The organism is Bradyrhizobium sp. BWC-3-1 (genome assembly GCF_032917965.1).
Taxonomy (GTDB): Bacteria; Pseudomonadota; Alphaproteobacteria; order Rhizobiales; family Xanthobacteraceae; genus Bradyrhizobium; species Bradyrhizobium canariense_D.
Window position 1 is genome coordinate 1,116,543 of record NZ_CP136625.1, and the last position, 13,352, is coordinate 1,129,894.

Genomic DNA, 13,352 nt, shown 5'->3' on the forward strand with positions numbered 1-13,352 from the left:
GGGTCGATGTCAGTGGGCGCCGCCGGCCGAGGCGTGGCCGGCCTTCTTCAGGAAGAGGGTGGCGATCAGCGCGACGATCAGTGCCACGCCGAGCAGATAGAAGGTGTCGCTGAAGGCGAGGATATAGGCCTGCTTCTGCACGATATGGCCGATCGCAACATAGGCGCGATGCAACGCGTCCGCCCGGTCGAGAATGCCGTGATTGACGAAGTATTGGGTGAGCTGTTCCAGCCGCGTCCGCGTCGCCTGCTCGAACAGCGAGACTGACTGCATCAGCACGTTGGAGTGATACTGCTCGCGCTTGGTCAGCAGCGTCTGCAACAGCGCGATGCCGACGGCGCCGCCGAGGTTGCGCATCATGTTGAACAGGCCGGAGGCCGAGCCCGCGTTCTCCGGTTCGATGCCTGAGGTCGCCACCGCAGACAGCGGCGCCATCACCAGCGCCTGGCCGATCGCACGAACCACATTGGGCCAGAGCAATTGATCGGCGGCATAGTTGCCGGTCATGTAGATGTTCATGAAGTTGGAGGCCGCGAACAGGACGAAGCCGGCGCCGATGATGAGCCGCGCATCGAGCTTCTGCATCAAACGCGGCACCAGCGGGATCAGCAAGAGCTGCGGCAGGCCGGTCCAGGCCAGCACCATGCCGATCTGCTCGGCATTATAGCCTTGGATGCGGGCCAGATATTGCGGCAGGATGAACACAGAACCGTAGAGCGCGATTCCCAGCAGGAAATTCGCAAGCATGCCGAAGCCGAAATTGCGGCGGACCAGCAGGCGCAGGTTGAGGAGGGGCTTCGTCACGGTCAGCTCGATGATCAGGAAGGCGGTCAGCGCCACGGCCGCGATGACGGACAGCTTGACGATGAAGGGCGAGCCGAACCAGTCGTCCTTATTGCCTTCCTCGAGCACGGTCTGCAGCGCCGACAGTCCGATCGCCATGGCGATGATGCCGGCCCAGTCGCCGTCGCGCAGTAGTGCCAGCTTCATCGGCTTTGCATCGAGGGCGTACCAGAGCATGCCGACCATGATCCCGCCCGGGATGACATTGACGTAGAAGATGTACTGCCAGCCAAAATTTTCGGTGAGATAGCCGCCGATGGTCGGGCCGATCGCGGGCGCGAACGTCGCCGACAGCGCGAACAGCGCAAGGCCGACCGGCTGCTTTCCGCGCGGCAGCAATGTGATGATGAGCGTGAACGCCATCGGAATCAGCACGCCGCCGGTAAACCCTTGCACCGCCCGCAGCACGATCATCTGCGGCAGGTCTTGCGCCAACGCACAGGCGGCCGACAGAACCAGGAACAGGACCGCGTTGGTGAGCAGATAGATGCGGATCGAGAACACCTGCGCCAGCCAGCCCGACAGCGGGATCACCACGATCTCCGCGATCAGATAAGAGGTCGAGATCCAGCCGCCATCGTCGATGCCGGCGCCGATCGCGCCCTGGATGTCGGCGAGCGAAGCATTGACGATCTGGATGTTCAGCACCGCCATGAAGGCGCCGAGTGTCGCGCCGATCACGGCAATCCAGGTTTTGGTCGAAACCACCGGCGTGGCGGCCGCGGCCGGAGCAGGAATGCTGGTGGCGGAAGTGGCGTTCAGGGCGGGTTGGAGCGTGCTCATGAAGGGCCTCGTCTCGGGTACGGAGACAGGATGCATCAGGCGGATGGCTTCGATCATCGGGAAGCGTGGGAAGGATCATCCGGCAGGACTTGATATTGCTGCCGGAGCCGGCCTTTAGCCTCCGTTGGGTCGCGTCGCATTGTCGGCGAGGCGCTTGGCCGTCTCGCGCTCGGCCATGACGGCCTGTTTGGTGTCGATAGTCGGCGCCGCGGACATGCCGGGGCGCAGCAGCCCGGTCAGGCTGTGGTCGTCGAGCACGATCTTCACCGGCACCCGTTGCACGATCTTGGTGAAATTGCCGGTGGCGTTGTCGGGCGGCAGCAGCGCGAACTCAAGTCCGCTGGCCGGCGACAGGCTGTCGACATGGCCGCGCAGGGTCTGGTTACGGAAACTGTCGACGTGCAGCTCGACCGGCTGGCCGGCGCGGACATGAGTGAGCTGCGTCTCCTTGAAATTCGCCACGACATAGACTGCATCGAGCGGCACCACCGCCATCAATTGCGTGCCGGCTTGCACGAACTGTCCCACGCGCAGTGAGCGGGCGCCGACCGTGCCGTCGACCGGCGCGGCAATCTCGGTGTAGGAGAGATTCAGGGTCGCCTGCTCCGCGACCGCGCGCGCGTGCTCGAGTTGGGCCATGGCCTGCGCGCGCTGGGTGGTGAGCACGTCGATCTTGCGTTGCGCGGCCACGAGCCCCGACCTGGCATGTTGCAGTTGCGCGTTGCTGGCGCGCAACGCGGCGTCCGTCTGTTGTGCGCGCTGAATCGTGCCTGAGCCCGATTTCATCAAATCGTCGTAGCGGGCGCGCTCCTCCTGCGCAAATTTCAGATTCGCGTCCGCAGCAGCAACATCGGCCGTGCTCTGCTCGATGATCGGCTGCTGGAGTTCGAGCTGGGCGTCGAGGTTGCGCACCGACGCTTCCGCCGCGGCGACATCGGCGCGGGCCTGGTCGAGCGCCGCCTTGAAGTCGCGGTCGTCGATCTTCGCCAGCAGCTGGCCCGCTTTGACCTTTTCGTTGTCACTGACCAGCACCTTGGCGATGTAGCCCGAGACTTTTGGCGCGACGATCGTGGAGTCGGCCTTCACATAGGCGTCGTCGGTTGTCTCGAGATAACGGCCATTGACCCAGTAGTCGTGTCCGTAATGGACAATCGCTGCTGTGCCCGCGAGGAACGCGAGCGCCAACGCCGCCCGCCGAACCATATTCCGGGTCGGACCACGCACCGGCGCCGGCTGAGAAGCTTGCAGTATCTCAGTCGCTTGCTGGAAGTTTTCGGTGCGGGGCATCTCGGACATGGCAGTCTCCTATCGGGTCGTTGGGACTATCGGTCTTCTTCGCTCGATCGATAATCGACGAAATACCGGAAGGATTATCCGCTGAGAGTGGATAGTCCGGGAATCCCGCCTTCGCGTATGGTCTACCGAGCCGAAGGTGCGACTGCCCCAGAGCGATTGCCGCCTCTGTCGAGGGATTGCGGCCAACCCATCCGCCATCCGCGCGCGAGCCGATCCGACGGATAATCGGACAGAATTCCTTGCGATTATCGACCAAGAGCGGATAATCAGTCGGCATGGACCGATTGACGAGCCTCGAAGTCTTTAGCCGGGTGGTCGAGACCGGCGGCTTCTCTGCAGCAGCCCGCAAGCTCAACATGTCGACCACCATGGTGAGCAATCACGTCCAGGCGCTGGAAGACCGGCTCGGGGTGAGGCTGCTTCAGCGCACCACGCGTAAGGTCAATCTCACCGAGATCGGCAAGGCCTACTACGACCGCTGCATCCAGATCCTCGCCGATATCGAACAGGCCGACGATATCGCGAGCGAATTGCAGTCGGTGCCCCGCGGCACGCTACGGATCCACGTCGCCACGCACATGGTGCCGTTCGTCGCGCCCGTGGTGGCGAAGCTCCTGTCGGCGTATCCAGAGCTCAAGATCGATCTGCGCATGGGCGAAGCCGACATCGACCTCATCGAAGAAGGCTACGATGTTGCCCTGCGCATGACCGCGCCGCCGGATTCGAGCCTGATCGTCCGCAGCCTTGCCACCTGGCGTCACGTGCTGTGCTGCTCGCACGACTATCTCGACAAGCACGGTCGCGTGCAGAAGCTCGATGAGCTCACCACGCACAATTGCGGGCGCCATTTGAACTATCCGTTCGGCGACGATTGGCGCTTTTTCGATCGCAAGGGCGCGCCGGCATCGGTACGCATCTCCGGCAGCTTCGTCACCAACAGCGGTGAGGCCTTGCGGAAGGTGGCGCTGGAAGGCGCTGCCGTCTGCCTGATGGCCGGCTTTCTCGTTCGGGACGATCTCGAAGCCGGTCGGCTCGTTCGCCTGCTGCCCGAGTACCGGCCGGTCGAGATGTCGATGAACGCCGTCTATCCGCACCGGCATCATCTGTCGGCGAAGGTCAGGACCTTCATCGACATGCTCGTGCATCACAGCGCCGAGCAGCAGAAGCTGATCAATCCGTATTCATGAGTGGCGCGGCGGCGGCAATCGCCCGAACACGGCGTCGAGTGCCATGCCGATCGCAAGCAGGCGGCGATCGCTGCCCGCGGGGCCGTCCAATTCAAGCCCGATCGGCAGTTTGCTCCGGGTGCCGAGCGCGATTGGAATCTGGATGCCGGGAATGCCGGCATTGCTGCCGGGATCGGTGTTCTGGATGAACAGGGCGAAATTCTCCAGGCTGCTGGAATCGGGATTGGAGGCAATGGCCACGCGCAGCGTGGTCGGGAAGGCGATGGCATCGAGCCGGTTGTCGGCGAAAGTCCTGCTGTAGAGCGCCTGAAGCGCGGGGCGCGCTGTGTTGATCGCGGCGTCGTAGATCGGCTTGGCGTCAACCAGCGTGCCATCGGGGGCGGGCAGTTTGCGCGGGATCACCAGCCCATCATAGGTGCCCTTCACGTCTGCGCTGGATATCTCCGCTGCCAGCGCCACGATGCTGAGGCCGGTACCGGTGTGTCTAAGATAGGCGACCATGTCGTCATAGGCCTCATACAGCACGACGGGAAAGCTTACCTGGCCGTTGAGTTCGGCGAGCAGAGGCATCTCGATTTCGATGACGGTGACGCCCTGCGCCTTCATTTTCGAGACGGCCGCCTGGAATGCGGCGTCCGTGTCGGCGTCGAGATTGGTCAGTGTGGCTTTCACGATGCCGATCCGTACCTGGTTCAGATCGGCCGGCGCGATAGTATCGCCGCCCGTAATGACGCGGTCGAGCAGTGCGACATCCGCTATGGTCGCGGCCATGGGACCCGCGGTGTCGCGGGTGTGCGAGAGCGGTGCGATGCCGTCTTGCGGATAGCGGCCGATCGTCGGACGCAGCGAGGCGCAGCCGTTCAGCGCAGCCGGCACCCGGACCGATCCGCCGGTATCGGTGCCGAGCCCGCCTGCCACGATGCGCGCGCCAATCGCGGTACCGGTCCCGGAGGAGGAGCCGCCCGCGATCAGGGCGCGGTCATAGGCGTTGCGCACGCCGAACTCCGCGCCGGTCTTGAATGCGGTGTTGTAGCCGGAGATGCCGAAGGCGAGCTCGTGCATGCTGGTCTTGCCGATGATGACCGCGCCCGCCGCACGCAGCTTTGCGACCACCGGCGCGTCGCCCCTCGGAACGTAATGTTTCAGCGCTGGCGTTCCCGCGCTGCACGGGAGCCCCGCGACCTCGATATTGTCCTTGATCACGATGGGAACGCCGCCGAGCGGCTTGTCCTTGTTGTCGTTCGCGTCGAATGCGGCCGCAGCCTTCAGGGCGCCGGCCTCGTCCAGGGTGACGAAGGCATTCAGATCGGCATTGGCCGTGGCGCGGGCGAGAGCTTCCGTCGTGAGCGCGGTGCTCGTGATTTTTCCGGCGCGGAGGTCGGCCACAGCCTGGGTCAGGGTCAACTGGTCGAAATCCATGAGGCGTCACCTCGTTGCAGGAGCGCCATCAGGGCGCGCCTCGGCTCCAGAGGCTGAAGCCTCGTCGGCGCCCCGTCAACCGTAGGCGCGCATCTTTGCAGGTGATGGGGCGTCGAGCTCGGCGAACAGCCGCTCGACCTCGGCCTTCACCTTCCCGATCGCGGCGTCCTTAACCGGCCCGTAGCCCCGGATATCCATCGGCGCTTTTGCAATGGCGACCAGACTTGGCAGATGCGCCGCCTCGAGCCCGCCGAGCAGCCGTTTGATGGTGCCGTCGTACCAGGTGATCAGTTCCCGCTCGGCGCGCCGTTCCGCCGTGTAGCCGAACGGGTCGAACGGCGTCCCGCGCAATCCCTTCAATCGCGCCAGCATGGCGAGCGGCATCTGGATCCACTGTCCGAAGGCGCGCTTGCGCGGACGTCCGCGGGCGTCGCGCTTCGACGGCAGGAACGGCGGGGCGAGGTGATATTGGATGCTGAAGTCGCCGTCGAATTCGCCTTTCAACTCGTCGAGGAAGCCGCTCTGCATGTGCAGGCGCGCCACCTCGTACTCATCCTTGTACGCCATCAGCTTGAACAGGGCGTGCGCGACCGCCTGGGTCAATGCCTCGCTATTCAGGCTGGCTTCGGCATGGCGAACACTTGCAACGCGCTCTCGATAGCGCGCTGCGTAGGCATCGTTCTGATAAGCCGTGAGGAAGTCGGCGCGGCGGTCGATCAGCTGGTCGAGCGTCTCGGCCTTCGGCGCTTCGTCCACCTTCGGCAAGAAGTCGGGATCGGCGGCTGCAATCCGGCCCCAGGCGAAAGCCTGCTTGTTGCTTTCGACCCCGACGCCGTTGAGCTCGATCGCGCGCAACAGCGCCGACAGCGAGACCGGCAGCAGCCCGCGCTGCCAGGCAAAGCCCAGCATGACGATATTGGCATAGACGGCATCGCCGAGCAGGCGCTCGGCCAGCGCATTGGCGTTGATGGTGTCGAGATTGCCGTCGCCGATCACCTGGCCGATCGCACGCAGGCGGGCGGGTGAGGCGAGATCGGCGTCACGGAAGCGGACGACGTCGCCGGTCGGCATCTCCGCGGTGTTGACCGCGGCGCGCGTACCTTTTCGATAGGTGCCGGACGCCTTCGGCGAGGAGCTGACGACGAGGTCGCAGCCGATCAGCGCATCGGCCGCGCCCTGGTCGATACGGACCTGGTGCAATGCGTCGGGGGATGCGGCCAACCGGATGTAGCTCAGCACCGGCCCGAATTTCTGCGCAAAGCCGGTAAAATCCAGCACCGAGACACCGTTTCCTTCGAGGTGGGCCGCCATGCCGATCAGCGCGCCGACCGTGATCACGCCGGTGCCGCCGACGCCGGTGACGAGCAGATCATAGGGACGGTCGAGCGTTGCGGGCCCGGGCAGGGGAAGCGTGGCCGCGTGGCCGACCGCGTCGATCCGGCTCGCGCCCTTCTTCCGGCGCCTCGCGCCCTCGACGGTGACGAAGCTCGGGCAGAACCCGTTGAGGCAGGAAAAGTCCTTGTTGCAGGATGAGAGGTTGATCCGGCGCTTCCGGCCGAACGGCGTCTCCTTGGGCTCGACGCTGAGGCAGTTGGATTCGACCGAGCAGTCGCCGCAGCCTTCGCAGACGAGATCGTTGATATAGGCGAAGCGTTTGGGATCGATCATCTGTCCACGCTTGCGGCGACGCCGTTTCTCTGTCGCGCAGGTCTGCTGATAGATCAGCACCGAGACGCCGGGAATATCGCGCAGCTCGCGCTGCACGCTGTCCATCTTCTCGCGCGGATGGAGGGACACGCCGACCGGAAGATCGCCTGGCGGAAATTGCGCCGGATCGTCCGACACCAGCGCGATGCGCGCAACGCCCTCGGCGCGGACGCTGTGCGCGATAGCGTGGACGCTGATTGGGCCGTCGACGGGTTGGCCGCCGGTCATCGCCACGGCATCGTTGAACAGGATCTTGTAGGTGATGTTGGCCTTGGCGGCGATCGCCTGCCGGATCGCCATCGAACCCGAATGATAATAGGTGCCTTCGCCCAGATTCTGGAACACGTGCTTGTTGCCGGTGAAGCGTGACGAGGCGGCCCAATTCACGCCTTCGCCTCCCATCTGGATCAGGGACGATGTCTCGCGGTCCATCCAGCTGGCCATGAAATGACAGCCGATGCCGGCCAGCGCCTTCGAACCCTCGGGCACTTTCGTCGATGTATTGTGCGGGCAGCCCGAGCAGAAATAGGGCGTACGCGTCGCACCGCTGACGTTGATCGTGCGCGAGGCCTCAGGCATCAAGCCGGCTGCGCGTGCGGCGAGATTGAGGCCTGGGAACATCGGATCGAGACGGCGTGCGAGCACCCCAGCGAGCGCACGCGGTGACAATTCGCCGATCCAGGAGATCAGCCGCGCCCCTTGCTCGTCATGCTTACCGACCATGCGCTCGGGTTTTTCGCCCGGATAATCGTAAAAATATTCCTTGAACTGGCTTTCGATGATGCCGCGCTTCTCCTCGACGACAAGGATCTCGCGCTTGCCCCTCACGAACGCCATCGCGTCATGCAGCGCCAGCGGCCAGACCATGCCGACCTTGTAGATGTCGATGCCGATGCTGCGGCAGTCCGCTTCGTCGAGACCCATCAGCCGCAGCGCTTCCATCAGATCGAGATGGGCCTTGCCCGTGGTGACGATGCCGTAGGTGGCGTCCGGGATGTCGTAGATGTGACGATCGATCGGATTAGCCTTTGCGAAGGCGTAGACCGCGTGCTTCTTCGCCTCCAGCCGCTCCTCGATCTGCGGGCCGGGCAGATCGGGCCAGCGATAGTGCAGGCCGCCGGGTGGCGGCGTGAAGTCTGGCGGGTGGAAGGCCCGCGGTGGGCGCAGCGCGACGGACGCGCCGGATTCCACGATCTCAGAGATCGCCTTGAAGCCGACCCACATGCCGGTGAAGCGGCTCAGCGCGTAGCCATATTCACCGAATTCGAGATATTCGCTGACGCTTGCGGGGTGGAGCGTCGGCATGAACCAGCTCATGAAGGCGACGTCGGACTGGTGCGGCATCGAGGACGAGACGCAGCCATGGTCGTCGCCGGCGACCACCAGAACGCCGCCATGCGGTGAGGAGCCGTAGGCGTTGCCGTGTTTCAGCGCATCGCCGGAGCGATCGACGCCGGGGCCCTTGCCGTACCAGAGACCGAACACGCCATCGACCTCGCGGTCGGCTTGCGTCTCGACCTGTTGTGAGCCGAGCACGGCGGTCGCGGCAAGATCTTCGTTCACTGCGGGGAGGAATTCGATGCGGTCCCGCTTCAGTCGCTCGTGGATGCGCCACAGCTCGAGGTCGATCCCGCCGAGTGGCGAGCCGCGATAGCCTGAGATGAAGCCCGCCGTGTTCAGCCCCGCGGCACGGTCGCGCCGCACCTGGTCGAGCGCGATGCGGACGATGGCCTGCGTGCCGGTGAGGAAGACGCGGCCCCGTTCGCGATCGTAGCGGTCGGAAAGCTCGTAAGGATCGAGAGACGAAATGGCGTCCATGCGGACCTCCCCACGGCATCCTTGCCGGATGGGAGAAGAGTAAGCCTGGGCAACTGGTAGGTCTTACCTTTCTTTCCGAATAGCGTACCTATTATGGTGGAGTTATCCAAAACGATCTACGGGAAGGTAGATTAATCCATTTTGGTGGTTTCCATGATCGAAGACCAGGACGCGCGGATTCTCGCCTATCTTCAGAAGGACGGCCGCGCCACCAACCAGCAGCTCGCCGACGCAGTCGGCATGTCGACTTCGGCATGCTGGCGCCGGGTGCGCGCGCTGGAGGAGAGCGGTGCCATCCGGGGCTATGCGGCCCTGGTCGCGCGCGAGCAGGCCGGCTTTGCGATGTCCGCGATCCTCCACGTCTCGCTGGAACGGCACGACGCAAAATTCGTCGACGAGTTCGTCGCGCGGGTGACCACGCGGCGTGAGGTGCTGGAGTGCTTTGCGACCACGGGCGATGCCGATTACCATTTGCGTGTCGTCGTGCAGGATATGGCGGCGTACAACAGATTCCTCGACGACTTCATGTTCCGCATTCCCGGCATCCGCTATGTCAGAAGCAACGTGGTGCTGAAGGAGATCAAGACGGGCGTCGCGCTGCCGTTTTGAGAGGCAGCGCTTACGCCGCCTCTTCCTGCCTGCGCCGAAACAGTTGGCGCAGCGACAGCGCGTGCAGCAGGATCGAGCTTGGCACGACGAAGGCGGGCGTCAGCACATTCGGAAAGGTGTCTAAGGCCATGCTCGGGCCGTTCGAAATGATCAGCTGCAATGCGCCGGGCGACATCATCATCCCCAAGCCGATCGCGACGGCGAAATCGGCGAGGCCGAACAGGTTCCAGAGGATGGCTGCCTTTCGCCCCTCAGCCGTTCCGGTCGCGAGCGCGAGCGCTGCCGGCACGGCGAAAAGGCCGGTCAGCACATCGCCAGTTCCTGCCGGCAATGCAAACAAGCCCGGCAGCACCCCACGCATCCAGTAGGCGAGCCATTGGCTGCCAAAGATGCGATAGAGCTGAAGCGCGATCAACCACGTCGGCGGCGTTGCATCGAGCAATTGTCCCACTCGCTTTGACAGCAGCAGCACCGGAGCGCCGAGGATGACCGGCAACAGGATCGCGGCTGGAAGCAACGGCAAGGCGGAGGCGCCCGCGCGAAATGCACCGTTGATGGCCGCGGTCCAGGCGACTGTGGCCCACAGCGTCAAAGGCACCATGAGGACGAGCCAGGTTGCCTGGCGCTGTCCTGGTGTCAGGTCAGTGTTTCCAAGGCCGAGCCACAGACCAAGTGCGATGAGCCCATGCGTCATCAGCCGAACGCCCAGGGCCGGAATGCCGCTCTCCGGAAGTGCCGGCACCGCGTAGATCAACCAGGTCCAGAGTATCGTGAACAGGACGGCCGACATTAGGCTGAGCCGCACGGGACGCGGAGCAATTTCGGCGGCGGAAACGGCATCGCTGTTCATCGGCATTCCTTCCTCAGAGGCTATCCCGCGCATCGACGCAAGCCATCTCGGCTGGCATGTCGGATTGCGGCCCGGGCGCAGTATCATGCTGCCTGCTTGTCCGATCCGGGCCTCAGCAGGATCGTGAAGACGAGGACGTGGCTGACCAGCAGCAGAGGTACATAAAGGGCGGGGATATAGATGCCGGCGCCGAACAGGCCGGGATTCTGGATCCTCACGCCCATGTAGTACGCATTCAGGAGATCCAGCGTACCCCAGACGTTGAATGTCCAGACGATCGGGATGGCGATCGACCATCGCCAGGACAGCGCCGCCATTGAAATGAGTGCGAGAGTGGCGGCGACGAGATCTCCCCATCCAACTTCGCTGGCGAAGTCCGGGCTCAATTCCGAGGACACGAACCCGGCAACCATGAAGTTCATCCCTAGGAACCTGAACGCATGGAAAGCCGCGAGAAGCCGCAAGGCGTCGTGACGCGGCATGGCGCCGACCGCCGGCCAAACGTAGGTGATGGCCACCACCGCGCTTGTCAGGAAGGCGCCGGCGACGCTGAGGACGAACGGAAGGTTGAAGCTCGATGGCACGTCGGATGTCCTTATGAATGTCAGGATAGTCGAGGTCGAAGCTCGGCATCGATGGACGCTTAGGGCTTGGCCATGAGCAGGCGAAGCGGCATGAGCGGGCCGACCGCGATGTATTCATGCTCGATGAGGTCCTGCCTGGCGAGCGGCAAGCCATCCATGATCGCATGCGCTTCGGCATCATTCTTGGCATCCAGCACGAACACGGCGCCGCGCCCGTCGGAACGCGAATACCATTCGCGGACCTTTCCGTTGAGATAGAGCTGCACGGTCTGCCTGATTTCATCGGGCATGACGGCCATGATTTGCTCGCGCGTGATGCCCGCTTTCACGGTCAGGATGACCATGACCCCGGTGGTCGCGGGTGACGGCGCTTGTGCTTGCGCAAGGGATGGATCGGTCATGGCGGTAATACCTGTCAGTGTGAGGGCGTGCCAGGGCGGCGTTGCGGATTGCCTTCATCGGTTTCGGTCTCCGGTGCGGCTCATTTGCAATCCGGATGTATGGCCGCTTTCCGCGGGCGACTATTCGCGATAATGTTGATGGGCTATGAAGCAGAACTTCACAGTCAGGCAGGGAGCGCTCGACGGCGTGGAGGCGTTCCTCAGCGTTGCCCAGCACCGCAGTTTCCGCCGGGCGGCCGCTGAACTCGGGGTAACGCCTTCGGCTATCAGTCAGGCGGTTCGCGCGCTCGAGGCGCGCGTCGGCGCCGCGCTCTTCATCCGTACGACCCGCAGCGTCGGTCTGACCGAAGCCGGCGAAAGATTTTTCGCGCGCGCAAGACCGGCGTTCGAAGAACTCATCGCGGCAAGCGGGGCGGCGCGTGAGCTCGGACGGCGACCGGCCGGGCTCCTGCGCCTCACCGTACCGCGCTCGGTCGTGCCGATCCTGCTCGAGCCGCTGATCGCCTCGTTCTGCCAGACCTATCCAGAGATCGAGGTGGAGCTTGCCGCGAGCGAAGAGATGATCGATCTAGCGGCCGGAGGCTTTGATGCCGGCATCAGGATGGGGCAGTTCATCGCCCCAGACATGATCGCCGTGCGGCTGACCAAGCCGCTCCCGCTCATCGTCGTCGGCAGCCCCACTTACCTCGCGCGTGCCGGTCGGCCCGAGCATCCGGACGACCTGCGTACGCACGCTTGTTTGCGATTGCGGCGGTCGAGCGGCGCGCTCGCATCATGGTCGCTCGACGACGGCGGCCGTTCGATCGAGATTGCGGTATCAGGACCTTTCATCGCCTACGATTTCCCCACGATGCTGGGGGCAGCAATCGAAGGTGTGGGTCTTGCGCAAGTGCCCGCACCATTGGCCACAGGCGCCATAGCGACGGGAAAACTCGCCCGCGTGCTGGAGCAATTCGCGCCGATGACACCGGGGGTCTTCCTCTACTATCCCGGCCACCGGCAAATCATGCCGAAACTGCGGGCGTTTATCGACCATGTGAAGGGCCACTCAGGCGCCACGAGTTGATCACCGCTCTTCCCGCACGAACCTGTTCCGCAGCGTGCCGACACCGGTGATGTCGATCTCCACGACGTCGCCGTGCTTGATATCAGGCGAGGCACCATCCGTGCCCATCCAGATCACATCGCCCGGCCATAGCGTAAAATACTTGGTCAGCTCGACTAGGAACGGCACCACGCCAAAGATCATGTCGTTGGTGTGGAAGCGGTTGGTCTCCTTGCCGTTGACCCGGACGATCGTTTCCATCTTGTCGAGGTCGGCCTCGGTCTCGATCCACGGGCCCATCGGCTTGAACGTGTCGGCGTTCTTCGACCGCCACAGGCTGCGGTCGGCCTTCTGCCAGCTTCGTTCGCTGACGTCGTTGCCGATGGTGTAGCCGAAGACGCAATCCATCGCATTCTGATTGGTGAGATGCTTCACCTTCTTGCCGATGACGACAACGAGTTCGCCTTCGTAGTGGATCTTGTCCGTCGCAAAGGACGGGATCGCGACGTCCTCGTCATGCGCAATCAGCGCGTTTTGCGCGCGATAGCCGATCTCGGGGCGGTCGGGGACAGCAGGCACTTCGCCGCGCTTGTCGGCGGCTTCCTTCAGATGCTTGAGGTAATTCAAGCCGACGCAGTAGAAGGTGCGCGGAATCAGCGGCAGTTCGATCTTGACCTGCGAGAGCTGATACGTGCGCGAGGTGCGTTGCCATTCTCCGAAGGGATCGCCCTCGATCGCGATGACCTGGTCACCCTCGACGATCCCCCAGGACGTCTTGTTCGCAGCGGTGAATTTCAGCCAGCGCATGCC

11 protein-coding genes are annotated in these 13,352 nt (G+C 63.8%); 3 read left to right on the forward strand and 8 right to left on the reverse strand.

Translation table 11 applies throughout. From position 1 onward, the window contains the following. Positions 1 to 9 precede the first annotated feature (9 nt). Together RX329_RS05410 and RX329_RS05415 are read right to left on the reverse strand one after the other, a co-directional pair. Complete coding sequence (locus tag RX329_RS05410; RefSeq protein WP_085361291.1) at positions 10 to 1,626, reverse strand: MDR family MFS transporter; 1,617 nt, start codon at positions 1,624 to 1,626, stop codon at positions 10 to 12. 114 nt (positions 1,627 to 1,740) lie between these two features. After that, entirely contained in the window at positions 1,741 to 2,922 is a 1,182-nt protein-coding gene (locus RX329_RS05415; RefSeq protein WP_085350146.1) for an HlyD family secretion protein, read from the reverse strand. 275 nt (positions 2,923 to 3,197) lie between these two features. Between RX329_RS05415 and RX329_RS05420 the strand changes: the two genes are divergently transcribed. Continuing rightward, positions 3,198 to 4,109, forward strand: coding sequence for a LysR family transcriptional regulator (locus tag RX329_RS05420; RefSeq protein ID WP_085350144.1), 912 nt, complete (start codon positions 3,198 to 3,200; stop codon positions 4,107 to 4,109). On the opposite strand, the gene iaaH is transcribed toward RX329_RS05420, so the two are convergent. Then, positions 4,104 to 5,528 carry an indoleacetamide hydrolase gene (iaaH, locus tag RX329_RS05425; RefSeq protein WP_085361239.1) on the reverse strand — a complete coding sequence of 475 codons (1,425 nt, stop codon included), beginning with the start codon at positions 5,526 to 5,528 and terminating at the stop codon, positions 4,104 to 4,106. The two genes, RX329_RS05420 and iaaH, sit on opposite strands and share 6 nt — an antisense overlap. Positions 5,529 to 5,603: 75 nt before the next feature. Then, positions 5,604 to 9,053, reverse strand: coding sequence for an indolepyruvate ferredoxin oxidoreductase family protein (locus RX329_RS05430; protein WP_085350141.1), 3,450 nt, complete (start codon positions 9,051 to 9,053; stop codon positions 5,604 to 5,606). A gap of 153 nt (positions 9,054 to 9,206) precedes the next feature. Between RX329_RS05430 and RX329_RS05435 the strand changes: the two genes are divergently transcribed. Further along, positions 9,207 to 9,662: an Lrp/AsnC family transcriptional regulator gene (locus RX329_RS05435; RefSeq protein WP_018453391.1), complete on the forward strand. Its 456-nt coding sequence runs from the start codon at positions 9,207 to 9,209 to the stop codon at positions 9,660 to 9,662. Positions 9,663 to 9,672: 10 nt separating this feature from the next. Here RX329_RS05435 and RX329_RS05440 read toward each other — a convergent pair whose 3' ends face one another. The 3 genes from RX329_RS05440 to RX329_RS05450 form a co-directional block, all read right to left on the reverse strand. Next, positions 9,673 to 10,512, reverse strand: coding sequence for an MFS transporter (locus RX329_RS05440; protein ID WP_085350176.1), 840 nt, complete (start codon positions 10,510 to 10,512; stop codon positions 9,673 to 9,675). An 83-nt stretch (positions 10,513 to 10,595) separates the two neighbouring features. Then, the gene (locus tag RX329_RS05445; protein ID WP_085350140.1) at positions 10,596 to 11,096 is read right to left on the reverse strand and encodes a hypothetical protein; all 501 of its coding nucleotides are present in this window, start codon (positions 11,094 to 11,096) and stop codon (positions 10,596 to 10,598) included. 59 nt (positions 11,097 to 11,155) lie between these two features. Further along, positions 11,156 to 11,497 (reverse strand): hypothetical protein, encoded by a 342-nt coding sequence (locus RX329_RS05450; RefSeq protein WP_244561299.1) that lies wholly within the window; start codon positions 11,495 to 11,497, stop codon positions 11,156 to 11,158. A gap of 145 nt (positions 11,498 to 11,642) precedes the next feature. On the opposite strand from RX329_RS05450, the gene RX329_RS05455 reads away from it, so the two are divergent. Then, entirely contained in the window at positions 11,643 to 12,563 is a 921-nt protein-coding gene (locus tag RX329_RS05455) for a LysR family transcriptional regulator (RefSeq protein WP_085361242.1), read from the forward strand. On the opposite strand, the gene RX329_RS05460 is transcribed toward RX329_RS05455, so the two are convergent. Next, positions 12,564 to 13,349, reverse strand: coding sequence for a fumarylacetoacetate hydrolase family protein (locus tag RX329_RS05460; protein WP_085350137.1), 786 nt, complete (start codon positions 13,347 to 13,349; stop codon positions 12,564 to 12,566). Between the last annotated feature and the right edge of the window lie 3 nt (positions 13,350 to 13,352).

Coding starts and splice junctions, on each gene's coding strand:
- RX329_RS05430 (WP_085350141.1), bottom strand. CDS start 9,053: ATGGACGCCATTTCGTCTCTCGATCCTTACGAGCTTTCCGACCGCTAC.
- RX329_RS05415 (WP_085350146.1), bottom strand. CDS start 2,922: ATGTCCGAGATGCCCCGCACCGAAAACTTCCAGCAAGCGACTGAGATA.
- RX329_RS05435 (WP_018453391.1), top strand. CDS start 9,207: ATGATCGAAGACCAGGACGCGCGGATTCTCGCCTATCTTCAGAAGGAC.
- RX329_RS05455 (WP_085361242.1), top strand. CDS start 11,643: ATGAAGCAGAACTTCACAGTCAGGCAGGGAGCGCTCGACGGCGTGGAG.
- RX329_RS05420 (WP_085350144.1), top strand. CDS start 3,198: ATGGACCGATTGACGAGCCTCGAAGTCTTTAGCCGGGTGGTCGAGACC.
- RX329_RS05410 (WP_085361291.1), bottom strand. CDS start 1,626: ATGAGCACGCTCCAACCCGCCCTGAACGCCACTTCCGCCACCAGCATT.
- RX329_RS05440 (WP_085350176.1), bottom strand. CDS start 10,512: ATGAACAGCGATGCCGTTTCCGCCGCCGAAATTGCTCCGCGTCCCGTG.
- RX329_RS05450 (WP_244561299.1), bottom strand. CDS start 11,497: ATGACCGATCCATCCCTTGCGCAAGCACAAGCGCCGTCACCCGCGACC.
- RX329_RS05460 (WP_085350137.1), bottom strand. CDS start 13,349: ATGCGCTGGCTGAAATTCACCGCTGCGAACAAGACGTCCTGGGGGATC.
- iaaH (WP_085361239.1), bottom strand. CDS start 5,528: ATGGATTTCGACCAGTTGACCCTGACCCAGGCTGTGGCCGACCTCCGC.